Genomic DNA, 25,184 nt, shown 5'->3' with positions numbered 1-25,184 from the left:
ACCCAGCCGCCGGGAACGAATGAATAAATATTGGAAAGCGGTTACGAGCCAATAAATTCAATGCAGGGGCAATTCATCCTACTTTGCCACTTTTAACGGCTACGCAGGACGCGTGAATTGCCCCTACCCGGCACATCAAAATGCCCCCCGCTAACAGGCGGGGGGCATTTTTAGTCTTGCAAAGATAGCCTTTGTATGGTAAATTATGTAAGTGAATAAAACAATCCGCCGGCAGTTAAAATATCTGCTAGTCAGACTTTTATTAAAGACCTTTTTGGTCCTGCCCCGGTCGTTTTGCCTGTGGCTGGCCAGGGCTTTGGCCCCTGCGGCCTGGCATTTGATGCCCAGGGAACGGGACAAGGTTCTGTTCAACTTAAGGCTGATCTTTCCGGAGCAAAAGGATCATAAAGCCCTGGGCCTGGAGATCTACCGGAACCTGGCCTTGAACGCGGTTGATGCCATAAAAATTTCCGGGCTTCCGCTGGAGGAACTTGACCGGTTGGTGGCGCTCCACGGGCTGGAACATTTCGACCGGGTCTACCAGTCGGGCAAGGGCCTGGTGGCCGTCACCGGGCACATCGGCTGCTGGGAGCTTATGCCGGTCTGGTTCTCCCGGCACGGGTACAAGATCAGCGTGATCGGCAAGCGGATGTATGATCCCCGGATGGACGGCATCGTGCTGAATATGCGCAGCGGACAGGGGATCCAGGCGATAGACCGGGACACCGGGGCCAAGGAGGCCTTAAAGGCCCTGCATTCCGGCCATGCCCTGGGGATCCTGATAGACCAGGACACCCGGGTCTCCAGCGTCAATGTTGAATTTTTCGAGCACCAGGCCAAAACCCCCACCGGGGCGGCGGCCCTGGCGGCCCGGGCCGGCTCGGCGGTGATTCCGATGGCCATTCAGCGAGACAAAGACGGCATCCATCACCTGTATATCAAACCGCCCCTGCCCCAGTCCGAGTTAACCGACAAGGAAGCCCGGCTCAGGGAAGACGTCCAGAGACAGACCACGGCCATCGAAGAACTGATCAAGCAGGACGTAAGCCAGTGGGTCTGGATGCACCTGCGCTGGATAGAGAAACCACAAGCTTAAAGCTATCAGCTTTAAGCTGTAAGCTTTGGACTTTAAAATGATGAAAAGAACATACGTATATATTGCCATCATCCTGATGCTCTTGACCGGGTGCAAGAAGGAGCAGGCCTCCCAGCCGGCCGTTGAGCCGGACTTTCCGCCCTCCCAGACCATTCAGGGCTTTAAGCTGACCGAGACCCAGGCCGGAAAGCGGTCCTGGGTGCTGGTGGCCGAACAGGCCAATACCTTCAACGACCAGCATCTGGTGGAGATGTTCAAGCTCAAAATTGATTTTTACCGCAAGGCTGGCGATTCCATCAGCGCCACCATGACCGCCGATTCCGGGAAGATCAATACCGAGACCCGGAACATGGAGACCCGCCAGAATGTCGTGTTGACCACCAACGACGGCCTGAGACTTTTGACGAACTCTCTGGACTGGAGCAACAAAGACCGGCGCTTCACCACCGAGTCCAAGGTCCGGCTGGAGAAGGACGGCGATTGGCTGGAGGGCGAGGGCATGACGGCCAGCCCCGACCTGAAGGAGATCGAGATTAAGCGCAACGTCCGGGGCAAGAAAGAACTTTTGACCGGTCTGGAGGGGATCCGATGAGTTTCTGGGCGCTGCTGCTTTGGGCCGGACTGGGGGCGGCCCCCAAGCCCGTGGCCGACGCCACCCAGCCCTACGTCCTTTCGGCCGACAACATGAAGATCCAGCAGTCGGGCAAGGACAAGATCACCTGGCTCTACGGGCAGGTGGAGATCATCCACGGTTCCACGGTGCTTAAAGGAGACACCGCCCGCATCTCCACCCTGACCCAAAAGGCCTCGGTCTGGGGGAAGGTCACCATCTACGATAGGACGGTCAAGATCACCGGCCACAGGGCCGATTATATCAAGCCCACCGGCCGGGCCAGCATCTTCGGGCGGCCCCGGCTCAACGACGTCGGCTGGGACCTGACGGCCGACTCCCTGGCTTATTCCCGGCCCCTGGCCAAAAGCTACGCCTACGGAAACGTGGAGATGATAGATTCCTCTCAAAACAACAAGCTGTACGGCAAATACGGGGAATACTGGCACGACCAGGGCTACGGGTTCGTTACCGGCCAGGCCAGAATGGAATCCTATGATAAAAAGAACCGCGATAAAAAAAGCGTGATTACCTCTAAAAAAATGGAGGTCTTCCAGACCGGCAGTCTGGCGGTGGCCACGGGAGAGGTCAGATTCGCCCAGGACAGCCTGTGGGCAGCCTGCGGCAAGATGACCTACTTCAAGACTGCGGGACGGATGATGCTGGAACAGGACCCTTTAGTCTGGCGCCGGGACGCCATCATCAGCGGCCGGCTGATGGAGCTGGACCTGAAGGGCGACACTTTGCGCCGGGCTTGGGTGCGGGACTCGGCCGTGGTCCGCCAGTTTGCGGAAGCCGATCCCGATACCGACATCATCGTCTGCGACAGCCTGAAGGCCGATTTCATTCAGGGCCAGCTGTCTTACGTTCATGCCTGGGGCCGGGTGTGGTGCCAATATCACCGGCGGCAGAAGGAAAATAATACCGGGAAAAATCTGGCCCAGGGGCAGGAGATGGAATTTTTCTTAAGCCAGGGAAAGACCCAGAGGATACTGATGAACAAAAAAGCCAAAGGCGCCTACTTCTCCCGGGAGGATGTAAAATGAGCGCTATGGGTCCGGGCTTAAGGCAGGAACTCCGCCAGATACTGGCCCCGGAGATGCTGCAGTTGTTAAAACTGCTGCAGCTCCCCACTTTGGAACTTCAGCAGCTGGTGCGCCAGGAGCTGGAGATCAATCCTATGCTGGAAGAGGTGTTGGAGGAGACCAAGGAAGAAATCCAGGAGGCCGAAGGTTTAAACTCGCTGGATTCCTTCCAGAAGACCTCGAACGAAGAAGAACCGGAACAGCCGGACCGCCCGGATCAGCTGGATTGGGAGAATTACCTGCAGGATGGCCTGGACAGTGGTTATTATCCGGCCAACAAGGATAAGTCGGAGGAAGACTCCCAGCCCTATGTGGTCACCCAGCAGAGTTTCCAGGATTATATACTGTCTCAGCTCCGGATCTCCTGCCAAAGCCCCAGGGATTTGGAGATCGGAAATTATCTGATCGGGAACCTCAACGACGACGGCTACCTGACCATGGAGTTGTCCGAAGCCGCCGCGGCGCTTCACCAGCCGCTGGCCGAGGTGGGAAGGGTGCTGGAGCTGGTTCAAAATTTTGACCCGCCCGGCGTGGCCGCCCGGAATCTGAAGGAATGTCTGCTGATCCAGCTCAATCACCTGGGTTACCGGGACAGCCTGGCCTGGAAGATGGTGGACCAGCATCTTGATGATCTGGAGCGCCGCCGCTATCCGGCCATCGCCAAGGCCCTGAAAGTAACGGAGGAAGAGGTGGTGGTGGCCCGGGAGATCATCTCGGCCCTTTCCCCCAAGCCCGGGGCCGGGCTGGGCAGCGATGAAACCCGCTATATTTTCCCCGATATCCTGATCGAAAAACAGGACGGAGAATATGCGATCATCATCAACGACCGGGTGGTGCCCCGGGTGCGGGTGACCCCGGATTACAAAAAGATACTTTTGCAATCAAAAAAAGCCAAGCCCGAGGAGCGGGACTACGTGGTCAAACGGCTGGAGGCCGCCCGGTTCATCGTCCGGATGATAGAACAGCGGCGCCGCACCGTTCAGAAGATAATGCTGGCCATAGTCGACCGCCAGCGGGATTTTTTGGACCACGGCCTGCGCCAGTTCAAGCCCCTGACCATGAAACAGGTGGCCGATGACATCGGGATGCACGAGTCCACGGTCAGCCGGGCGGTTCACAACAAATACGCCCTGACCCCCCACGGCCTGGTGGCGGTCAGGTACTTTTTCGGCGGCGGGATAAGCACCAGCCAGGGCCAGGACTCGTTGAAAGCCATCAAGGACAAGGTGCTGGAGATGATCAAAAACGAGAATCACAAAACCCCCCTGACCGACCAGGACATAGCCGACGCCCTGGCCAAGGCGGGCCTGAAGATCGCCCGGCGCACCATCGCCAAGTACCGCCAGGAGGGTAATATACAGCCGGCCAGTCTTAGGAAGAACCCATAGCAGCAGAAACCAAGCTGCCTTTTCCCATCCACAGATTTCGCAGATTTATTTTAACGAATTAAAGTCATGCTGTATAAAAAATTGTTAAAATCTGTGTTAATAGTTCGACCAACACTCACTACAACGTCTGCGGATAAAAATGTTCCAAGAAGATTAAACAATACCATGCCGGAAAATCAAAACCACCAAAGACTGCCCCGGGCCTTCAAGCAGAGCCTGGTGCGAAACCCGGCCCAGGCCATAGTCAGCCGGGCGCTTTCGGAAAACCGGCTGGAGACCGTCTGCCGCCAAGCCCGCTGTCCCAACCGCAACCAGTGTTTTGCTTCGGGCACGGCCACCTTTCTGATAATGGGAGGGATCTGCACCCGGAACTGCCGGTTCTGCGCGGTGGCCAAGGGCCGTCCCGGACCGCTGGACGGCCAGGAGCCTCAAAGGCTGGCCCGGGCCGTCAAGCAGTTGGGACTGAAGTATGCTGTGATCACCTCGGTTACCCGGGACGATCTGGCCGACGGCGGGGCCGGGCATTTCGCCGAAACGGTCCGGGCTTTGCGCCGGGAGAACCCCGGGATATTGACGGAAATACTGACTTCCGACTTCAATGGCCGGGAAGAATCCTGGCGGCAGGCGGCGGAGATACGGCCCGAGGTTTTTAACCATAATCTGGAAACCGTGCCCCGGCTCTATTCCCAAGTCCGGCCCCAGGCCGATTACCGCCGGTCCTTAAGCCTGATAAACTATGCCTCCCGGGCCGGGCTGGCAACCAAGTCAGGATTGATGGTGGGGCTGGGCGAAGAAGCGGGTGAGATCAAACAGGTGATGGCCGATCTCAAAGAAGCCGGCTGCCGGATCCTGACTGTGGGCCAGTATCTGGCCCCGTCCCCGGATCATCTGCCGGTAAGAAGATTCTGGGATGAAGCAGAATATCAGGAACTTAAGACATACGGAGAAAAAACGCTAGGACTTGACGCGGTGGTGGCCGGCCCCGCCGTGCGCAGTTCCTATCTGGCCTATCAAACTTATCAGTCAATAACCAACATCAAACAGGAGGCACTGGCATGAGAATCAATATCACCGCCCGCCATTTTGAAGGCCTGACCGAAGGCCTAAAAAAAGACGTCCAGTCCCGTCTGGAACATTTGGAGCATTTCTTTCCCCGGATACTGGAAGCCCGGGCTATTCTGACCGAAGAAAAAAAGAGGATGACCGCCGAGGTTACCATTCATCTGCCGGCCGGAAAACGTTTGGCGGCTAAGGAGCAGGGCATGGACATGCGCCAGGCCCTGGATCTGGCGGTGAAAAAGATCGAGACCCAGGTCAAGAAAGTAAAGGAACGCAAGGAACACAAAGGCCGGGGGCTGAAGGGGCAGTAACCGGAAACGGATAATAGGGAACAGATAATTGGGGTTGCCAACTGCCATGATTCGTAAATTGCAAATTGAATCTACATTAGTAAACGGTAACCGGCAAACACTAAACAGCCCTTCGACATACTTGGGGCAAGTAAACGTCAAACATCAAACAGCCCTTCGACATGCTCAGGGCAAGTAAACACCAAACACTAGATGGTAAACAGGAACAGGGGGAGACCATGAAAGAGATATCGGTTCAGGAGCTATTGGATGATAGGCAGGAGTTTCTGCATTTGGAACTGCTGACCGGCAAGACCGGGCTAGAGCGCAAGATAATAATCGCCGACGCCAACCGCCCGGGGCTGGCCCTTTCCGGTTACATGGGCTATTTTCTGTGGGAGCGGATCCAGATCATCGGGATCACCGAGACCGGTTACCTGGAGACCCTAAGCCCGGATAAAAGGGTGGAGTCGCTGAAGAGGATCACGGCCTTCGAACTACCCTGCATCATAATCTCCAAGGGGCTGGCCGCCCATCCCGAGCTGGTCGCCATCTGCCTGGAGCGGCGGATACCGCTGCTGCGCACCGGCCTGGACACCACCGATTTCATCCACAAGCTTTCCTCTTACATCGACAACAGGCTGGCTCCTACCACCACCGTCCACGGCACCCTGGTGGACGTCTACGGCTTGGGGCTTCTTTACACCGGCGATTCCGGCATCGGCAAGAGCGAATGCGCCCTGGACCTGGTGGAGCGGGGGCACCGGCTGGTGGCCGACGACGTGGTGGAGATCAAGAAGCGGGGGCAAAGCGTTCTGATAGGCTTCGGCAACAAGCTGCTGCGGCACCACATGGAGATCCGGGGGATCGGGATCATAGACCTGGCCACCATCTTCGGCATCCGGGCGGTGCGGATGCGCAAAAGGATCGAGGTGGAAGTGCGCCTCAAGCGCTGGAGCGACGACGAGGATTACGAGCGAGTGGGCCTGGACGAAAAACCGACCACCATCCTGGGGGTGGAGATCCCGCTGGTAACGGTGCCGGTGGTGCCGGGCAAGAACATCAGCGTCATCTCCGAGGTGATAGCCATGAACCAGCTTTTAAAGGTCTGCGGATACCGCACCCCGGAGGAGTTCAACAACCGGCTTTTAGAGTCCATGCAGAAGAAGTTCGAGGCCGCCAAGTTTGAGGAGGACGATCTGGAGTAACCTTGCCAGAGCAACGGTTGACCCCACCCTTTATCCCTCCCCTCCTTTCGCCAGTCTTATGCAAGCATAACTCAGGACAGGCTCCAAGGGAGGGGGATATGGGGGAGGTCATAAACTTTACGCATAGATACTGTCCGCGCTCAATGTTAAAATTGATGTGTTCAGTTAAACCCTAAATTAGGGTATACCCAAACATTAACACCGCACAAGGAGGAAGGCATGCGGAAAAAACTTTCCTCAACCGTCGACTACAAGGACTGCGGCATCAACCTTGTCAAGGGCGGCACGGGCAACAAGGCCAAGGTTGCCAAGTGGGGGCTGGACCCGGTCTCCCTGCAGAAGGCGTTGGATGCTTTCAACAACGCCGACGCGACCCAGGAAAAGGCCAAGGCTGCGGCCCAGCAGTCCACCGTGGATTTCGTCGCGGCCAAGAAGGGTCTGGCCACCGAGATCGCCAAGTGGGTCAGTACCCTGGAGACTAACTACGGCAAGACCGGCGAGAAGCTGGGCGAGTTCGGGATCGCGCCCAGGATGTTAAGGCCGCACAAGGGGCCGAGGGTTAAGAAATAGAAACAGGATAACAGGCAAAAGGCGGCGCATGGCTGTCATGCGCCGCCAACCGAAATACTTTGCAGCATGACGAAACTTAAAAGCAAAAAACAGACTGAGTCCAAAGGCCGGGGGAGGCCAAAGGGGGTAAAGGTCAAAGGGCTGGCCAAACGAAACGCCGCCATTGCCGCCAGGGTCAGCCGGGGGATCGAAACATACAAAAAGATCGGAGCCGATTACGGCCTGACCCGCGAACGGGTGCGCCAGATAGCCCAGGACATGATTCCCCAAGCCGGCTCCCGAGTCTACCGGGGTTCGGGGAAATACGGCTGGTGTCCGCGCTGCCGTACGCTCTTGAAAAAACACGAGGCCGACGGGTCCCGCCGGCCCAATACCGTTGATCCCCGCAACGAGTTGTGCGGCAAATGCCGCCAGGTGCTTTACCGCCAGTCGGTCGTCATAACCTGCCGCAGTTGCGGCAACGCCAGAACCATGAAGATAGGCCTGGTCCTGTGGATGCTGAATAATAGCGTAAGAGTGGGACATATGAAGTTAGACGCCGGCGGCCGGACTGGCACCCGGCTCTGCCGCCAATGCACCTACGATTCCATGAAAATAAAAGGCTTGGGCCGGAGTTTAAATCTGCGCTATAAAGCGGCGTTAAAACGGGGGTACAAAGATGCAAAGTAGACGGAATCAGGGTCATATTACATGGAATAATAGGCGTATGACATGGTATTGAGGTTGTATTCTATGGAATATGGGGCATATTACATGGTATTTGGGTCGTATTCCACGGAATATGGGGTGTATTACATGGTATTGAGGTCGTATTCCACGGAATATGGGGCATATTACATGGTATTAAGGTCATAATACACGGAATATGAGGCGTCCGACATGGTATTGAGGTCGTATTCTATGGTATTAAGGGTGTTTACCGGGTAATTTAGGACATTTTATATGGTATTTGGGTCAAAGTGCATAGTATTTAGCCTTGGATGGTAGTAATAAGACTAAAAATAGCAACAAGTTGGGTAAATTAACCTAAAAACGGCCTTAAATGCTAAAAGCAGAACTTGAAAAATTAGTGGCCCAGGCCCAGGCCAACAACATCCATCACATGGCCGAGATGCAGGTGCAGTCAAGTTATGTGGTCAAGGTTTTGGAACTGCTGGGCTGGCGGGATGGCGACTGGCAGCAGGGCGCCAGCCAGGGCGTGAACACCGGCAATTTCCCGGATATAGTTTTGCACGACAAAAGCAAGGACAACATGCTGGTGGTGGAGTGCAAGGATGCCAGGAAGCTTGATAAGCTTGACGGTTATTACGGCTCAGGCAAAAAGAGAAAAACCTTCGAAGAGCAGCTTTACGGCTATTGCCGGGCCGAAGGGGTTTACTGGGGCGTGCTGACCAACTTCGTGGAATGGCGGCTATATAATGTGGTCCATAAAGATATTTACGGCAAAAGGTATGCCTTTCACTCTCTGTTGTGGCCCAAGGCCGACAAGCGGTTTTATACTGATCTGCTTTCGGACGAAGGCCTGGCTTTTTTAAAGCTGATCAGCCGGGAATATGTTTGCCACAACAAAGGCAAGATAGACCCCAATCCGCTGTATTATCCCAAGGAAATTATACTGGCCGATACCAAGGCAAAATTCTTCAATAAACTAACGGGCTGGCGGGAAACTTTAAGAAACCATGTCAACCACAAATATAAAGACAAATATAATACCGACGAAATAGACCTTTATACCCAGCGGATATTGGACCGCCTGATCTTTATGGACGTTTGCCACGACAAGGGCATAATAAACGAGGATCATTTAAGGGCGGTGCTGGAAACCAAGGATAACACCTATAAAGAGCTTAAGAACGTCTTTAAGCAGATGGAGCAGAAGTTCAACACCGAGCTGTTCACCCATCAGCCGATAGACGATTTTGCTTTGGACAACGAGGTCATAGCTCCCATAGTCAGGCAGGTGACCGATTTTGATTTCAAAGACATCTCGGTGCATATCATCGGCGAGGTTTACGAGAACTATCTGGGCGAGCTTTTACGCAAAGCCCGAAAGAGCGATGATTTAAACGTACAGGTTAAAACAAACCGCAAAAGCCAGGGCATTTACTACACCCCGGATTATATAGTTGACTATATCGTAAAAAATACGGTGGGCGAGTTACTGGCTAAAGTCCGGACCACCGAAGAAATCAAGAAAATTAAAGTGCTGGACCCGGCCTGCGGTTCGGGGTCTTTCCTGATCTGCGCTTTCGATTGTTTTTACAAGGCTTACGAGCTGGCCAAGAACAAAGGCCAGACAGCGGCCATGCGGGATTTTGACATAACCAAAGCCATCCTGCAAAACAACCTGTTTGGCGTTGACCTTGACGAGCGGGCGGTGGAGATAACCAAGCTTAATTTAATGCTCAAGGCATTGGAGGGCTTGAATTGGAGGGATCTGCCCGGCGACAAACTTCTGCCCAATTTAAGCCTTAACATAAGGGAGGGCAATTCGCTGATATCGGGACAGATGTTCGAGAAGAAGCATGAGGGCGAGTTGTTTCCCTGGTATGACGCCGAGCCGGAGATACCCAAGCTTATCAAGTTGCGGAATGAATTTCACAGGGCCAAGGATGAAGAAGACAAGGAAAACCTGTTGGAAAACATAAAGGTTTTTGAAAGCGGGCTTAACAGGGATTTGAATGAGAATCTGAGGGGTTATTTCAAGGATGTTAAAGACCAGAAACCGTTCAATTATCAGGTAGCTTTCCCAGAGGTGTTTGTGGGGGGCGGCCCTTCGGCACGCTCAGGGCAAGGCTTTGATGCAGTGATTGGAAATCCGCCGTGGATACAGTCAAAATTCATGGATATGCCAAACAAGAAATATTACGAACATAGATACAGCACGGCAAGAAAACAATATGACATCTTTAGTTGTTTTGTTGAAAAATCCAATGAAGTAATGAAAGAACACGGAAAATTTGGTTTTATTGTTCCCAGCAGGTGGATAATGAATCCAGATTATATTATGTTGCGTAAATATTTGGCCCATAAAGTAAGGATTACTGAAATCGTTGATGTGGGTGAAAAAATATTTGAGGGTGTAAAAATGCCGTCTCTGTTGTTATTTTTTGATAAGTCAATCGATGAAAAAAACAATATTAAAAATACTTTCAAAGTAAAGTACGAAATTGAAAACAAAATTAGCATATTTAAAACAAACAAACTCTTACAAGGCAATATAGCTAAAGATGGGCAGTATTTGTTTTCAATAACCCAAAACAATAAACTTTCAAGTATTTTTACTAAAATAGAAGAAGCGTCTTTAAATTACGGTGATTTTGTAACTAATGCAAGAGGTGTAGAAATAGGCAAAAAAAGCAGTATTGTTTTTACAGAGAAAAAAGAAGGGTATGTTAAATTTTTAGTCGGCGGTGACATGGGTAGATACTATACCGATAGCTGTCATTACCTAAAATTAGGTTCAAGAAATATTGATTATAAACAACCAGAATCATATGTTGGCGAAAAAATTATTATAAGAAAAACGGGTACAGGCATAAATGCAACATTAGACAAGGACAGCTATGTTATACAGGTCATCTACATCTTTAAAAATAAACAAGCAATATATGACTTGAAGTATTACCTGGGTATTTTAAATTCTAAACTTATGTCTAAGTATTATTTTGCAAAATACGGTGAAGAAAAGAAAATAGCTTTTCCGCATTTAAGGCAAACAACAGTATTGCAGTTGCCAATACGTAAAATAGATTTTAAAAACAAAAAAGACAAAGCAATGCACGACCAGCTTGTTGTTTTAGTAAAAGAAATGCTTAAGCAAAACAAAACCCCGGAACTACGCCAGCGCAATAAGCACGACATTGCCGCCATAGACCGTAAAATTGATGAACTAGTGTATAGGTTGTATGGGCTGAATGAAGCGGAGAAGAAGGTTATTGAGGGGAATTAAATTATTGGAGTTATTATGGAAGACGATGGATTGATTACACCTGAAGTAGGAATTTGGGCAAAAGGTAAATATCTATTGATGCAAAATTATGCAGATATATTTACCAGAAGTATGAAGGACAAATGGGATACACTTGTTTATATTGACCTATTTGCTGGTGCTGGTAGATCAAAAATCAAATCTACAGGTGAAATCGTTGAATCCACCCCGATATTAGCAATAAAACTTTCAAATAAATTTAGCAAATACCTATTTTGCGATAGTGATGAAGCCAAGCTCAAGGCGCTGCAAAAAAGGGTTGAGAATGGCGAGCACAACATTGATGCAAGCTATATCGTGGGCGATGTAAATATGTCTACAGAGGCGATAATTGACAATATCCCTGTGCCAGGGAAAGACAACAAGGTCTTGACATTTTGTTTTACAGACCCATATAAATTAGACAATCTATCATTTAATACTATCGAAGCAATAGCCAAAGCACGGCGGACAGATTTTTTAGTATTGATACCCACAGATATGGATGCAAAAAGAAATGCAGATACTTATAAAGGACCAAGCAATAATAATGTAGAAAAATTTATTGGCTACTCTGATTGGAGAGATAGATGGGAAAAATTTAAAGTACCCAACGCCAATTTTGGTCTATTTGTACTCGGTGAGTTTTCCAAACATATGGGGGACTTGGGTTACAAGCAAAATGAAGACCATGAATCAGTTTTAGTAAGAAACCAACAAAGGAAAGCGCCTTTATATAGGTTGGCCTTCTTCAGTAAACATGATTTAGGTAAAACATTTTGGAAAGAAACAAAAAAATACGGTAACCCGCAAACTAACATGTTCGGTTAAACCTTATGGCAACTAATACGCATATAGAATGGACGGAGGCAACTTGGAACCCTGTTACAGGTTGCACCAAAACCAGCCCGGGTTGCGCCAATTGCTATGCCGAGCGAATGACCAGACGGCTGAAAGCTATGGGCTCGCATAATTACAGGAAAGGGTTTAAGGTCACGACGCATCCGGCTATGTTGGATTATCCTTTAGGCTGGCGCAAGCCCAGGATGATCTTCGTTAATTCAATGGGCGATCTATTCCACGAAAACGTGCCGGTATCATTCATCCAACGGGTGTTTAATGTAATGGAGAGCGCCCATTGGCATACTTACCAAGCGCTAACCAAGCGGGCCGAGCGGTTGTTCGATATTGCTCCTGAATTGCCCTGGCCTGATAATGTATGGATGGGGGTAACGGTAGAAGATAAAGAGCATCTATACAGGATAGACAGCTTGCGCGCCACCAAAGCCAAGGTTAAGTTCATTTCTTTTGAACCCCTGCTGGAGCAGATTGGCAAGGTTGATTTAACCGGTATAGATTGGGCGATAGTAGGCGGCGAGTCCGGCCCGGGCGCGCGCCCCATGCAACCCGAATGGGCCAGGGAATTGAGAGATCAATGTATAAAAGCTAAAGTGCCGTTTTTCTTTAAACAATGGGGCGGATTCAACAAGAAGAAAGCGGGCAAAATACTTGACGGCAAGATATGGATGAGGATGCCTGAAACGGATATAACTTCGCCAACAAATATTGCAAGATAACAATGACCGCCAAACCAAATATCGGCCTGACGCTTAATAAGCATTGATGGATAAATGCATGTTTCTGGTGAACGAAAAATAAAATCCAAATAGAAAACGGAGAATAAAATGAAGAGAAAATTGGCATCGGGCATCATCGGCCTGTTACCGGCCCTCCTTCTGGCAGGCTGCGCGGCCACAATGGTACGCACCACTACCGGCTCCAGGCTGGGCAAACCGGCCGGGACCCCGCCCGATCAGACTCAACCCGGCTATTCTTCGGTCCCGGCGCCCCAGGGACCCAAGCTCACCATCTCGGTGATGGACCTGAACGTTACCTCGGGTCTGTCTCCCCAGGAAGTGTCCATGCTGACCGACAAACTGCTGAACGAGTTCGTGAACACCAAGTTCTACAAGGTAGTAGAACGCTCCAAGCGCGACGAAATCCTCAAGGAACAGGGCTTCCAGCAGAGCGGGGCCTGCGACCAGGGGGCCTGCCTGGTGGAGGCCGGCCAGCTATTGGGCGTGCAGAAGATGGTGGGCGGCACCATTGGCAAACTGGGCATGATGTATGTGGTGGAACTGCGGGTAATGGACGTAAAGACCGGGGAGATAGACCAGGCCTTTTCCCGGAAATACGCCGGCGACGTGTCCAATCTCTTGGACGCCATGCGCGAGGCGGCGGTAGTGTTCTCGGGAGGTATAGTGACCCCGGCAACCGTCAATCCCGCCGGCCCAACTGTCCAACCGCAGAATAGAAGAAAATAGGACGAGGGAACTCAACCCCAACGCTAATTATTCTATTTCCATTGCCACGAGCTTTAGCTCGTGGTTGAATGATAAAAATAATCTCTTGGGGTTTAAACCCCGCTTGTCCGCCGCAGGAGGGATCGGGTTTCATTAGATTGCTTACATTGTTAGTTATGAGAATACCAACTCAACCCCTTGCACCCCTTCTCTTGAAAAATAAATAAGAGAAGGGGACGGCCTGCCCGCCTATATGGGCTGCCTGTTAATGGCAAGGGGATGAGTTCAAAATAAATCAATCATCTATGCCCAAACACTACTGTCCGGTTATTATGGGAAATGGCGTTTTTCGTGGTATAAGTCCTTGCGAATCAATAGGTGATTTTTGAGCCTGAATTCAAATCGATTACATGATGAAACCTCTAAGACCATTGCCCCATCTGCATTCTACAATTTTCTTGTAAAAACAACCGGACGCTACTGATGTCCAAACTAAAATTCATATTCGGGGTTCACAACCACCAGCCGGTGGGCAATTTTGATTTCGTGTTTGAGGACGCCTACCAGAAGGCCTATAAGCCTTTTCTGGATTTGGTGGCCGGCCATCCCTGGTTCAGGTTTACCCTGCACAACAGCGGCTGCTTGTGGGAGTGGCTGGAACAGCATCATCCGGAATACCTGGACCAGCTGGGCCAAATGGTCCGGGCCGGGCAGATGGAGTTGCTGGGCGGGGGCTTTTACGAGCCCATCATGCCGGCCATTCCCGACCGTGACAAGCAGGGCCAGCTGAATATGATGTCGGAATTTCTGAAGAACAGATTCGGGCGGGCCCCGGCCGGGGCCTGGCTGGCCGAGCGGGTCTGGGAGCCGGGGCTGGCCTCGGTGCTGGCGGACGCTGGAATAAAATATACGGTGCTGGACGATTATCATTTCAAGTGCTCCGGCAAGACCGACGAAGACCTGAACGGCCATTACATCACCGAAGACCAGGGCAAACCGCTGGCGGTATTTCCCATCAGCCAAAAGCTCCGCTATCTGGCGCCATTTCATAATGTGGACGAGGTCATCTCCCATCTGAAAAGCCTGCGCCAGCCGGACCGGGATGCGCTGGCCATACTGGCCGACGACGGGGAGAAGTTCGGGGTCTGGCCCGGCACCCACGAACTGGCCTATGAAAAGGGCTGGCTGAAAAACTTTCTGAACGAACTGGATAAGAACCGGGAATGGCTGGAACTGGTCACTTTCAGCCAGGCCCTGGAAACGATTCCCGCCAAGGGCCGGATCTACCTGCCCACCGCCTCCTACGCCGAGATGGGGGAATGGGCGCTGGAGCCGAAAGCCGAAGCCGTCTATTCGGAACTGGCCCAGAGGCTGAAAGCCGAAGGCAGTTATCCGCGCTACAGCCCGTTTGTCAAAGGCGGAACCTGGCGGGATTTTCTGACCAAATATCCCGAGTCCAATAATATCTATCGCAAGATGCTCTCGGTCTCGGCCAAGGCAGCCGGCCAGGGTCCCGAGGTCCTGCGGGAACTGTACCGGGGTCAGTGCAACTGCGGTTACTGGCACGGCGTTTTCGGCGGCCTATACCTGCCGCATCTGCGCGAGTCCTTGTATAGACACCTGATCCGGGCCGAAAACCTGATGGAAGCTAATTCCCAGACTGTCGTTCCTGTCTTTGAGATCAGGGAATTTGATTTTGACGGCAACGGCCAAAACGAAGTGGAGCTTTCCAACCGCTATAACCGGTTATATCTTTCTCCGGCTGCGGGAGGAAGCCTGTTGGAGTGGGACGTCAAAGAAAAAGAAATAAACCTGTTCGACACCCTGGCCCGCCGGCCCGAAAGTTATCACCGCAATATTTCCCAATCGGCCGGTCAGGGCCAGGCCCAGGGCAAGAGCATTCACGAGATGGTGGTCTCCAAGGAAGACGGCCTGCAGGACATCCTTTTCTACGATTCCTTCCGCCGGGTGGGGCTGGTGGACCACCTGCTGGGGCCGGAGACGGATTTGGAATCTTTTTTCCGCAACTGCCACCAGGAGCAGGAAACCGGTCTCGTCGGGGCCTGGTTCCATAAAACATACAGGGAAGCAGAACAGGTCACGGTAGAACTAACAAAACCAATAAAAGATTTGACCATCACCAAAAAGATCATATTCGGCGTCGGACGGTTATTTGCGGTTGAGTACAACTGGGTCAACAGAGGTCCAAGCGAAATGGATATCTGGCCGGGGATAGAATTCAATTTCGGCCTGTTGTCATCAGGCTTCGGCCGGCATTGCCGGAGCTTGAGCCAGATACTGTCCACCGAAGCCCTTAATGTCCGGGTTCAGGATCAGGAAATTTCCCAGCTTTCGGTAATTGATGATCACCGGGGCCTTACCATAGACTTTGATCTGTCCCAGGCCTGGGATCTCTGGCGTTTTCCGGTAGAGACCGTCTCCCAGTCGGAATCGGGGCTGGAGCGGAACTACCAGTGCTCCTGTTTTTTATGGCATAAAAGAATAAGACTTTCTCCGGGCCGGCCGCAAACCTTGAATATTACATTGGAGCACAAGCCCGTTTGATGCAGGAAAAAGCTTTTACCATCGTCAACCGGTTGGGAATGCACGCCCGGCCGGCCGCCCTGTTCGTCAAAACCGCCGGAAAATTCAAATCCAGGATCTGGGTCCGCAAGGACCAAGTGGAGGTCAACGGCAAAAGCATTATGGGGGTGATGATGCTGGCGGCCGAACCCGGTTCCATCCTCGCCGTCCGGGCCGAGGGCGAGGACGAAGCCCTGGCGCTGGAAGCCCTGGGCCGGCTGATATCCGATAAATTCAACGAGGATTAATAAAGTGAACGCCGAATACAGGATCAGCGGCCTGGCGGCCTCTCCGGGCATAGCCATCGGAAGGGCTTTCGTCTACCGCAAGCCGACCGTCTCGGCCGTCAAATACCGGGTGGCGGACACCGGGCGGGAGATGGAGAAATTCAAGTCCGGGTTGAACCGGGCCAAGTCCGAATTCACCGACCTGAAACACCAGATCGCCCAGCGGATGGGCGAAGAGGCGGCCGCCATCTGGGACGCCCAGCTATTGATGCTGGATGATCCCGAGACCTTCGACGGCACCGCCCGCCGGATCAAAGAGCTGCGCCAGGACGCGGCCTCGTCCTTCAAGGAGGTCATGGAAGAGGTGGCCCAAAACATGCAGAATTCCAGCAATGCCTATCTGAGGGAACGGGCGGCCGATATCAGGGACATGGTCTGGCAGGTGATCAAGCACATCGAGGCCCAAAGCACCCTGCCGATGCAGGACCTGCCGAAGGACGCCATCGTGCTGGCCGCCGAGCTTTCCCCGGCCGATACCGCCTTGATGTTCCATAAAAAAATCCTGGGCTTCGTTACCGAAACCGGAGGCAAGACCTCCCACACCGCCATCGTAGCCCGCAGCCTGGAGATCCCGGCGGTGGTGGGGGCCCAGAACCTGTTGCTGAAGGTCTCCTCAGGCCAGGAACTGATTGTGGACGGGGCCAGGGGCCTGGCCATCTTCAATCCCAGTCCCCAAACCCTGGAGACCTATCGCGAGGAACAGAAAGTCTTCTTAAAGCACCTGGCCAACCTCAAACGGCTGCGCCGCCAGAAGGCGGTGACCAAGGACGGCCATCAGGTGGAGCTTTCGGCCAATATCGAGATGCCGGAGGAGACCGCCTCGGTGCTTTCCCACGGGGCCAAGGGAGTGGGTCTTTACCGCACAGAATTTCTGTACCTGACCTCCGACCATCTGCCCACCGAGGAAGAGCAGTTTGAGGTCTACCGCCAGGTGGCGGAAAAGCTGGCCCCCGACCCCGTGATCTTCCGCACCTTTGACCTGGGCGGCGACAAGTTAGACAATAAGACAGGGCCCTTAAGCGAAGCCAACCCTTTTATGGGCTGGCGGGCCATCAGGTTTTGCCTGGACCGTCCCGAGGTTCTCAAGACCCAGCTCCGGGCCATCTTAAGGGCTTCGGCTTTCGGCAAGGTCAAGATCATGCTGCCCATGATCTGCTGCCTGTCCGAAGTGATAAGTGCCAAGCAGCTGATCGCCGGGGTCAAGCAGGAGCTTTCAAGCCAGGGGCTGAAGTTCGACCCGGAATGCCAGATGGGGATAATGGTGGAGACACCTTCGGCCGCTTTGACCTCGGCCCAGCTGGCAAAGGAGGTAGACTTTTTCAGCATCGGCTCCAACGACCTGACCCAGTACACCCTGGCAGTGGACCGCAGCAACCAGAAGGTGGCCAAGCTCTATGATCCCTTCAACCCGGCGGTTTTAAGGCTGATAAGGGAGGTCTCGGAACAGGGCCACCGGGCCGGGATCTGGGTGGGAATGTGCGGGGAGATGTGCGCCGATCCTTTGGCTATGCCGCTGTTGCTGGGCCTGGGCCTGGACGAGTTCAGCATGAACCCGGCCTCGGTGCCGGAGATAAAAAGAATGATCATGCATTTAAGCGTGGACGAATGCCGCAAGGTGGCGGCCAATGTAATGGAAGAATCGGACCCGGCGGTCATCCGCAGGATGCTGTTTGATTTCGTGGTCCAGATACTGCCGGACCTGAAACTGGCCGGGCAGATCTGCTCGCTGGAGCCCAACTGAGTTACTAAAACCATATTCGGGCACGGATTTTGACAGGCTCAGTCGAACGATTTACGCGAGATTTTTGGTAAATTTATGAATAGGTCTCATACTTTGAAATATTGGATAACCCGAATAAACGGGCAGTATTATCCATATTATGTCTTGGTTAAAAAGACCGAAGTACTGGAACTCGTAGGGCAATGGGACACGGCCCGGGACATTGGCCGCGCGCTGCATGAAATATCCTGTGAAAGCGGCAACAAAAAGATGCTGGCTGAGAGCAAAAAAATACTTGGCAAGAGCCATTTGCATCAGGGTTCATATCCCGAGGCCCAGGAACTCTTGGCTGATTCATACCATCTTTATTTGGAATTGGGAGATGAGTTCAGTGCTGCCGGAGTGCTGGGAAGCATCGGCGCCGCATGTTTAAATTCCAGCGAATGCTCCAAGGCGCAGGGATATTTTCAGGAGCTGGCTGTTCTATCGGAAAAGATCGGCGATAAAAACAGCCTGGGCTATGCTTTCGGCGGGATCGGCAACATCTACCGGCGCCAGGGGAACCTGGAAAAAGCAAAAGAATTTCAGTTAAAAAGGCTTTCCCTTGCCCGCGATGCCGGGCAAAAGCAAAATATCAGCTACACCCTGGGAAATCTGGGCCTGGTTCACTGGAACCTTGGTGAATTTGAAGAAGCCATGAATTGCTTTAAGCAAACTCTTTCCATTGCCCAAGAAACAGGGGAAAAGCTAAGCATAGCCCTGGCGATAGGTAATATGGCAAACATTCATTACGAGAGGCAGGAATATCGGCAGGCCCTTGACCGTTATATGCAACAGCTTAAACTTTCCCGGGAAATGGGGGACCGCCATGGCATAGCCCGGGCCTTGAGCAATATCGGAGCGGCCCAAATGGAATTGGGGGAATACCCACAGGCTTTAACGAGTTGCCGTAGTGCCATGGAGACGGCCCTTGAGATCGGAGAACGTAATATAGCGTTGCACACAATAAGCAATATGGCGAATATTTTTAACCATACCGGCCAGCACCAGCAGGCCCGGGAGAACTTTGACCAACTGGAAAAAGAGGCAAAAAGCCTGGGAGATATGCACAACCAAAGATATGCTGTCATCAACCTGGGTCACACGTACAGATATCTCAAAGATTACAAGCGGGCCTGCGAATATTACCAGAAAGCTCTGGACGATTTTGAATTTAAACTTCCAAAGCATCAGTTGTGCGAACTTATATATTATCAGGCGAAAACATACCTTTTACTGGGAAAGACAGAACTGGCCGAGAGATTGTCCCGCGAATCATTGGCGATGGCTCTTGAAATCAATAATAAAATACTTGAGGTGAAAGACCTCTTGATTTTGGTGCAAATACAGGCTGAAAGCAGCCCCAAAGAAGCAATGGCAAAGCTTGGCCAGATGGCCGCAGAGTGTGATTCCGGCAACGAACTAGCCAGTATATATTTTGCGCAATTCAAAATAGGCCATAATCCGGACCATAAATTAAAGGCCCTTGAGCTTTATAAAGAGCTATATGAATCAACGCAAAAGCATAAATACAAGATGCGTATAGAAGAACTGGAAAACTAACGGGATCCAAAATTATGACCAAAGTTGAATTCCTGGACCTGCCGGCCCAGTACCAAACCATCAAGCCCGAGATAGACGCCGCCATGGCCGCCGTGGTCTCGAGCGGCGGCTTTGTGCTGGGCAAGACCGTGGCCGATTTTGAACAATCGGTTGCTTCATTCGTTGGCGCCAAATACGGCATCGGGGTGAACTCCGGCACCGACGCCCTGTACCTGGCCCTGAAAGCCGCCGGGGTCAAAGCCGGGGACGAGGTCATCACCACGCCCTTCACGTTCATCGCCACCGCCGAGGCAGTCTGCTGGCTGAACGCTGTGCCGGTGTTCGCCGACATTTGCCCGGATACTTTTAACCTCGATCCCAAAAAGCTCGAGGCCGCCATTACCCCGCGCACCAAGGCTATCATTCCGGTCCACTTATACGGCCAGGCCGCGGCCATGAACGAGATCATGGCTTTGTCCCAAAATGCAGGCTGCGGTGCTGGCGGTCAAGCTCAGTCATCAAAACAAATGGAACCAAAGACGAAGAGATCTGGCGGCCCGCTCTACTGAGGCATTTTCCAGCCTCGCTGACATCAAGGCCCAGATCTCCCAAAGTCACAACAATCATATTTACCACCAGTATACCATCCGCAGCCAAAGGCGCGATGCTTTGGGCGACCATCTTACCAAACAGGGCATTCCCTTTGCCATTCACTACTCCATTCCCCTGCACCTGCAGCCGGCCTTCGGTTTCCTGGGATTAAAGGAAGGATGTCTGCCGGAGGCCGAGCGGGCGGCTAAGGAAGTGCTGTCGCTGCCGATCTACCCCGAGATGAGCAGGGAGCAGCAGGAGGCGGTAATTGAAACAATAACTGGATTCTACAGGTGAAGTGACAATGGGCAGAACCGCCTTCGGCGGGTCTGCCATTTTTCTATGAAAAGCAAACAGACCGACATATTTCCCCAGGCTGATGTTTCCCCGGCCAATGTCCCTCTGGCCGACCGGATGCGGCCCCGCGCATTGGACGAAGTGGTGGGACAGGAGCACCTGATCGGGCCGGGCAAGGTCTTAAGGAACCTGATCGAGTCCAGCCAGATCCCCTCGCTGATCTTTTGGGGGCCGCCCGGCTCGGGAAAGACTACCCTGGCCCGGGTGGTGGCCAACACCGTCAAGGCCAATTTCGTGGAGTTCTCGGCAGTAACCTCGGGCATCAAGGAGATCAAGGAGGTCATCAAGGAGGCCGAACAGAAGCGGGCCGTCAGGGGCGTCTCCACCATACTGTTTGTGGACGAGATTCACCGCTTCAACAAAGCCCAGCAGGACGCTTTTCTGCCCCACGTGGAAAAGGGCACGGTTATTCTGATCGGGGCCACCACCGAAAACCCTTCGTTCGAGGTCATCTCGGCCCTGTTGTCGCGCTCCAAAGTGCTGATACTGAAAGGGCTGGAGTCCGGACATATCCAGGCCATCTTGCAACGGGCGCTGGAGGATGAACGGGGTCTGAAACCGCTTAAAGTTTCCGCCGAGCCGGAGGCTCTGTTGTTCATTGCCCAGGCCTGCCAGGGCGATGCCCGGACCGCGCTCAATGCGCTGGAGATCGCGGTCTCCATGGCCACGCCGGACGGATCAGGCGGTCTGGCAGTCACTCTGGGCCTGGCCGAAGAGGCTATGCAGAAAAAATCCTTATTATACGACAAGGCCGGAGAGGAGCATTATAATCTGATCTCGGCCTTGCACAAGTCCCTGCGCGATTCCGACCCCGACGGCTCCCTGTACTGGCTGGCCCGGATGCTGGCCTCGGGCGAGGATCCCTTATATGTGGCCCGCCGGATGATCCGCTTTGCCGCCGAGGACATCGGTCTGGCAGATCCCAACGCGTTGCTGATAGCTAACCAGACCAAGGAGGCCTACCACTTTCTGGGAAGCCCCGAGGGCGAGCTGGCTTTGGCCCAGGCCTGTCTGTATCTGGCCCTGGCGCCCAAAAGCAACTCGGTTTACAAGGCCTACGGAGCGGTGCAGCGGGAGATAAAAAGCAGCGGGGCTTTGCCGGTGCCGCTGGTGATCCGCAACGCCGTCACCAAGCTGCTGAAGGAGGTGGGCTATGGAGCCGGTTACCGTTACGCCCACGACGAACCGGACGCCAAGGTGGACCAGCAACACCTACCGGACGAGATCAAGAACCGGAAATTCTACCGGTCCACTGACAGGGGCTGGGAAGGGAAGAAGCAGAAGGAAAGGGAAGGCAAATAAACGGTTTCCGATTTATTCCGAAAACACTTGACTTTGTTGCTTTTTGTATTTATAATAAAAATGTTATCTTCGATAGCATTCAAGGTCTTTATTAAAACATAAATTCGGAGGTCCATACAATGAACGCAAAAAAGGTAATTCTGGCCGTATTCCTGGTGTTGCTGGCGGCATCACTTAGCATTGCCATGCCGCCCCGGGAGAGGGTCAAGGAACCTGTCTGGATCACTAACGCCAGAAAAGCCGGCATGGACAGTCCCAAGGACGGCCTGATCCAGCAGCTGCAATCCAAGGATGCCAGCACCAAGATCAGCGGCAGCCGCTCTTATCCGGTGGTTATCGGTTATTTCACCGACACCGCCAGCACCTACACCAGGGATACCATCCAGCTAAGGTTGTTCAATACCGGAACTAATGTGATGTCGGTGAACAACTATTACCGGGATATGTCCTATAACGCCATGAGCTGTTCCGGTAGCGTAGCCGCCTGGGTTAACAGCGGTCATACCATGAATTATTTTGGGAATGGATCTAACGGGCTAAATACTGCCGACACTATCCAGAGCGCCTATGGCTTCATCAAACATACGCTGGTGGCCTGTGATGCGGCGGTAGATTTCTCAGTTCCGGCATACGACCAGAACGGAGACGGGTATGTGGATGTTCTGTGGGTGGTCCATGCCGGCCGGGGGGGTGAGGAAGAACCCGATACCTTGGGTAATTGGATTTGGTCACACAGCTGGCAGTTAATCTACTGGAAAAGTGGCACCGGCAAAGTATTCACCACCAACGATCCTAGGCCGGGCTATGCCGGGCAGTATATGAAGATAGATAAGTACATCATCATGCCCGAAAAAACCCTGTATGCCAACGGCGTTGCCGATGTGGACCTGATCGGCTGCGGCGTTTTCTGCCACGAGTTCGGCCACGCCCTGGGCCTGCCGGATCTTTATGACACCGGGGGGGTGGATTCCATCTCTGGCGAGGGGATAGGCAAGTGGTCATTGATGGCCGGCGGTTCCTGGGGCGGCAACGGCGCCACCAATGCCCGCCCGGTGGCCCTGGATGTCTGGTGTCGCAGTTTTTTGGGATGGTCACATCCGGCCCTGGTCACCACCAACAATCAATACACCGTCAACAGCATCATGGCTGCGGACAGCGGCAGCAGTTATAAGCTGGCCAGACTGGGTTCCGACACGACCAAGCAGTACTGGCTGGTGGAAAACCGGCATGAACTCGGAATGGGGCCCGTCAGCAGCGTCCGTTGGGATTCGCTTCTCCCCTCTGCTTCTCCCGGAGGGCTGGCCATATACCATATAGACACCACCTACACCAGCGGAACCTATTTTGCCAATAATACCGTTAATGTCAACAGCACCAACGGAACATCCCGTAACCGCCCGTATGGCGTCTGCCTAGAGGAAACAGATGATACCACGGCCGGCTACCTGTCAGAACTGTGGTATGGGACCAACGGCGGGGATACCGCCGATATTTGGACATCCTTAACCCAGGCTAGTTTCGACAGCTCCGGCACGGACTATCCGGTCACCTACCTCAACGGCGCCACGCCCACCACCGGAGGCTCTCACACTCTGGTGGCGGTCCGGGCCATCCCGGCCGCCTCGGCCGCCATGACTTGCAGCATGTTCGTAGAAGTTCTCACCGGAGTGGAGGGCCAGCCCCAGGCCGGCCTGATACCGGAGGCCTTCGCTCTCAGCAACTCATATCCCAACCCGGCCAAGGGGCAAATCACCTTCAGTTATCAGCTGCCTAAGGCCAGCCAGGCCACTTTGGAGATCTACAACATGCTGGGCCAGAGGGTGCAGAAGTTTGACCTGGGCCACCAGCCGGCCGGGACCCACAGCCTGAGCTGGAATTCATCCCAGGCAGTCCAGGGGGTGTATTTCTACCGCCTCCAGGCCGGAGACTACAGCAGCACCAAAAAGATGATGCTGGTAAAATAGCACGATTCCGGGGGCTTTACTAATGGGAGCGGATACCCTTCACCGACCTAAATATCGGTCATATTCAGGGCAAGCTCTGTGGTGAGCAACTTGTACTGAGCTTTCCGAAGTAAGCCGAACTAATAGTGAACCTGGTTTGACAAGCCTGCGCGTAGCCGCTTCGGCATAGGCAGGCGTGCAGGCAAGCTTACCACGGGTAAGGCCCTGAATGGCCGCGACGACCTTCGCTGGGCATCCTTAACCCAGCCCTTATTTATCCGCCAACCTGCTTGCCCCGTTTGCCCCGCCCAACGGCGGTGGCTATAGGCGGTGGTCCGCCCCCGTTCACGTCAACGGGGCAGGCCCCGCGTAAGCGAAGGTGGAAGTCTTGACGTAGGAGGAAAGGCTGGGTTAAGAGCCAATACTGTTTCCCTGTCTTAGAGCTTATCCTCAAATAACAATTTGGGCATAAACGGCTGCAAAACCGCCATACTGCGTCACGCTCATTCGCCATACTGCGTCACGCTCATTCACCGTATCGCTGTGGATACGCTTCACTCGCGTTCCTTGTCTGGCATGGTTCGACAGGCTCACCACATGCCTTTTCGCTCGTTTATGCTGACCCAAAGCTTATTTAAGGATAAACTCTTAGGCCGTTTACGGCTTTTGATTCAAAATGATAGGTTTCATCTGTTAGGTTTCATCTTGACAAAAGGCCATTAAAATAGTATACTTAAAATTTAGATGTAAGGAAATAATATGTCAAAAAAAGAATTAAAAAACAAAAGTAAGGCAACCCCGGATAAACAGGTCCAAGTGGTAGAGACTCCCTTGGGTTTTACCCGCAAGAATTATATTTTGTTCGGGGCGGCTTTGGCTCTGATCGTATTGGGTTTTTTGTTCCTGACCAGCCCGGTTTTCGGGGGCGGATTTCCCTTTGTTCATCCTTTTAAGGGCGGGGTGGATGGCTGGCTGACCATGAACCTGGCCCCGATAATGCTGGTGCTGGGCTATTGCGTGGTAATACCGGCGGCCATCATCGTCAAGTAACCGGGCGGGCTTAAATATTTTAAACCACGGTCTAAGCGGATGCAGTAAAAATCTGCAAGGCTACTGTCCGTGGTTTATTGTTGCCCCGAAGATTGACCCGTAAAGCAAAGCTTTGATAATTACTTAAGGGAAATAATAACCAATAAGTTTTTATCAGGAATTCCTGCCTTCGCCGGGGCTACGGCAGGCAG

20 protein-coding genes and 1 pseudogene are annotated in these 25,184 nt (G+C 52.9%); all 21 read left to right on the top strand.

Features of this window, described 5'->3' with window-relative positions:
- Window positions 1–211: 211 nt before the first annotated feature.
- Entirely contained in the window at window positions 212–1,096 is an 885-nt protein-coding gene (locus tag HY768_06425) for a lysophospholipid acyltransferase family protein (GenBank protein ID MBI4726844.1), read from the top strand.
- Window positions 1,097–1,133: 37 nt separating this feature from the next.
- Window positions 1,134–1,688: an LPS export ABC transporter periplasmic protein LptC gene (gene lptC, locus HY768_06420; protein MBI4726843.1), complete on the top strand. Its 555-nt coding sequence runs from the start codon at window positions 1,134–1,136 to the stop codon at window positions 1,686–1,688.
- Window positions 1,685–2,752 carry a hypothetical protein gene (locus HY768_06415; protein MBI4726842.1) on the top strand — a complete coding sequence of 356 codons (1,068 nt, stop codon included), beginning with the start codon at window positions 1,685–1,687 and terminating at the stop codon, window positions 2,750–2,752. The genes lptC and HY768_06415 overlap by 4 nt, the downstream gene beginning before the upstream one ends.
- The gene (gene rpoN, locus HY768_06410; GenBank protein ID MBI4726841.1) at window positions 2,749–4,179 is read left to right on the top strand and encodes an RNA polymerase factor sigma-54; all 1,431 of its coding nucleotides are present in this window, start codon (window positions 2,749–2,751) and stop codon (window positions 4,177–4,179) included. The genes HY768_06415 and rpoN overlap by 4 nt, the downstream gene beginning before the upstream one ends.
- A 165-nt stretch (window positions 4,180–4,344) precedes the next feature.
- Window positions 4,345–5,238: a lipoyl synthase gene (lipA, locus tag HY768_06405; protein MBI4726840.1), complete on the top strand. Its 894-nt coding sequence runs from the start codon at window positions 4,345–4,347 to the stop codon at window positions 5,236–5,238.
- Window positions 5,235–5,549 carry a ribosome-associated translation inhibitor RaiA gene (gene raiA, locus HY768_06400; GenBank protein ID MBI4726839.1) on the top strand — a complete coding sequence of 105 codons (315 nt, stop codon included), beginning with the start codon at window positions 5,235–5,237 and terminating at the stop codon, window positions 5,547–5,549. Before lipA ends, raiA begins: the two co-directional genes overlap by 4 nt.
- A 218-nt stretch (window positions 5,550–5,767) precedes the next feature.
- A complete protein-coding gene (gene hprK / locus HY768_06395) occupies window positions 5,768–6,736 on the top strand; it encodes an HPr(Ser) kinase/phosphatase (protein MBI4726838.1) in 969 nt (322 codons plus the stop codon).
- 219 nt (window positions 6,737–6,955) lie between these two features.
- A complete protein-coding gene (locus HY768_06390) occupies window positions 6,956–7,306 on the top strand; it encodes a hypothetical protein (GenBank protein ID MBI4726837.1) in 351 nt (116 codons plus the stop codon).
- 66 nt (window positions 7,307–7,372) lie between these two features.
- On the top strand, window positions 7,373–7,975 hold the full coding sequence (locus tag HY768_06385; protein MBI4726836.1) for a hypothetical protein: 603 nt from the start codon (window positions 7,373–7,375) through the stop codon (window positions 7,973–7,975).
- A 373-nt stretch (window positions 7,976–8,348) separates the two neighbouring features.
- Window positions 8,349–11,258, top strand: coding sequence for an N-6 DNA methylase (locus HY768_06380; protein ID MBI4726835.1), 2,910 nt, complete (start codon window positions 8,349–8,351; stop codon window positions 11,256–11,258).
- A gap of 15 nt (window positions 11,259–11,273) precedes the next feature.
- Window positions 11,274–12,107, top strand: coding sequence for a three-Cys-motif partner protein TcmP (gene tcmP, locus HY768_06375; protein ID MBI4726834.1), 834 nt, complete (start codon window positions 11,274–11,276; stop codon window positions 12,105–12,107).
- Between the two features lie 5 nt (window positions 12,108–12,112).
- On the top strand, window positions 12,113–12,853 hold the full coding sequence (locus HY768_06370) for a phage Gp37/Gp68 family protein (protein MBI4726833.1): 741 nt from the start codon (window positions 12,113–12,115) through the stop codon (window positions 12,851–12,853).
- A 108-nt stretch (window positions 12,854–12,961) separates the two neighbouring features.
- A complete protein-coding gene (locus tag HY768_06365; protein ID MBI4726832.1) occupies window positions 12,962–13,600 on the top strand; it encodes a hypothetical protein in 639 nt (212 codons plus the stop codon).
- Between the two features lie 462 nt (window positions 13,601–14,062).
- Window positions 14,063–16,144, top strand: a complete 2,082-nt coding sequence (locus HY768_06360; GenBank protein ID MBI4726831.1) for a DUF1926 domain-containing protein — start codon at window positions 14,063–14,065, stop codon at window positions 16,142–16,144.
- Window positions 16,144–16,410 carry an HPr family phosphocarrier protein gene (locus HY768_06355; GenBank protein ID MBI4726830.1) on the top strand — a complete coding sequence of 89 codons (267 nt, stop codon included), beginning with the start codon at window positions 16,144–16,146 and terminating at the stop codon, window positions 16,408–16,410. The genes HY768_06360 and HY768_06355 overlap by 1 nt, the downstream gene beginning before the upstream one ends.
- A gap of 4 nt (window positions 16,411–16,414) precedes the next feature.
- Window positions 16,415–18,190: a phosphoenolpyruvate--protein phosphotransferase gene (gene ptsP / locus HY768_06350; protein MBI4726829.1), complete on the top strand. Its 1,776-nt coding sequence runs from the start codon at window positions 16,415–16,417 to the stop codon at window positions 18,188–18,190.
- Window positions 18,191–18,265: 75 nt separating this feature from the next.
- Window positions 18,266–19,771 (top strand): tetratricopeptide repeat protein, encoded by a 1,506-nt coding sequence (locus tag HY768_06345; protein ID MBI4726828.1) that lies wholly within the window; start codon window positions 18,266–18,268, stop codon window positions 19,769–19,771.
- 14 nt (window positions 19,772–19,785) lie between these two features.
- A pseudogene (locus HY768_06340) lies at window positions 19,786–20,638 on the top strand (DegT/DnrJ/EryC1/StrS family aminotransferase).
- A 45-nt stretch (window positions 20,639–20,683) separates the two neighbouring features.
- The gene (locus HY768_06335) at window positions 20,684–22,000 is read left to right on the top strand and encodes a replication-associated recombination protein A (GenBank protein ID MBI4726827.1); all 1,317 of its coding nucleotides are present in this window, start codon (window positions 20,684–20,686) and stop codon (window positions 21,998–22,000) included.
- Window positions 22,001–22,119: 119 nt separating this feature from the next.
- Entirely contained in the window at window positions 22,120–23,964 is a 1,845-nt protein-coding gene (locus HY768_06330) for a M6 family metalloprotease domain-containing protein (GenBank protein ID MBI4726826.1), read from the top strand.
- A gap of 738 nt (window positions 23,965–24,702) precedes the next feature.
- Window positions 24,703–24,993, top strand: a complete 291-nt coding sequence (locus HY768_06325; protein ID MBI4726825.1) for a DUF3098 domain-containing protein — start codon at window positions 24,703–24,705, stop codon at window positions 24,991–24,993.
- The last annotated feature ends 191 nt before the right edge of the window (window positions 24,994–25,184 follow it).

It is taken from the genome of candidate division TA06 bacterium (assembly GCA_016208585.1).
GTDB lineage: Bacteria > Edwardsbacteria > AC1 > AC1 > EtOH8 > UBA5202.
The sequence above is the reverse complement of the archived record's forward strand: the minus strand, read 5'-3'. Positions and strand labels throughout refer to the sequence as shown.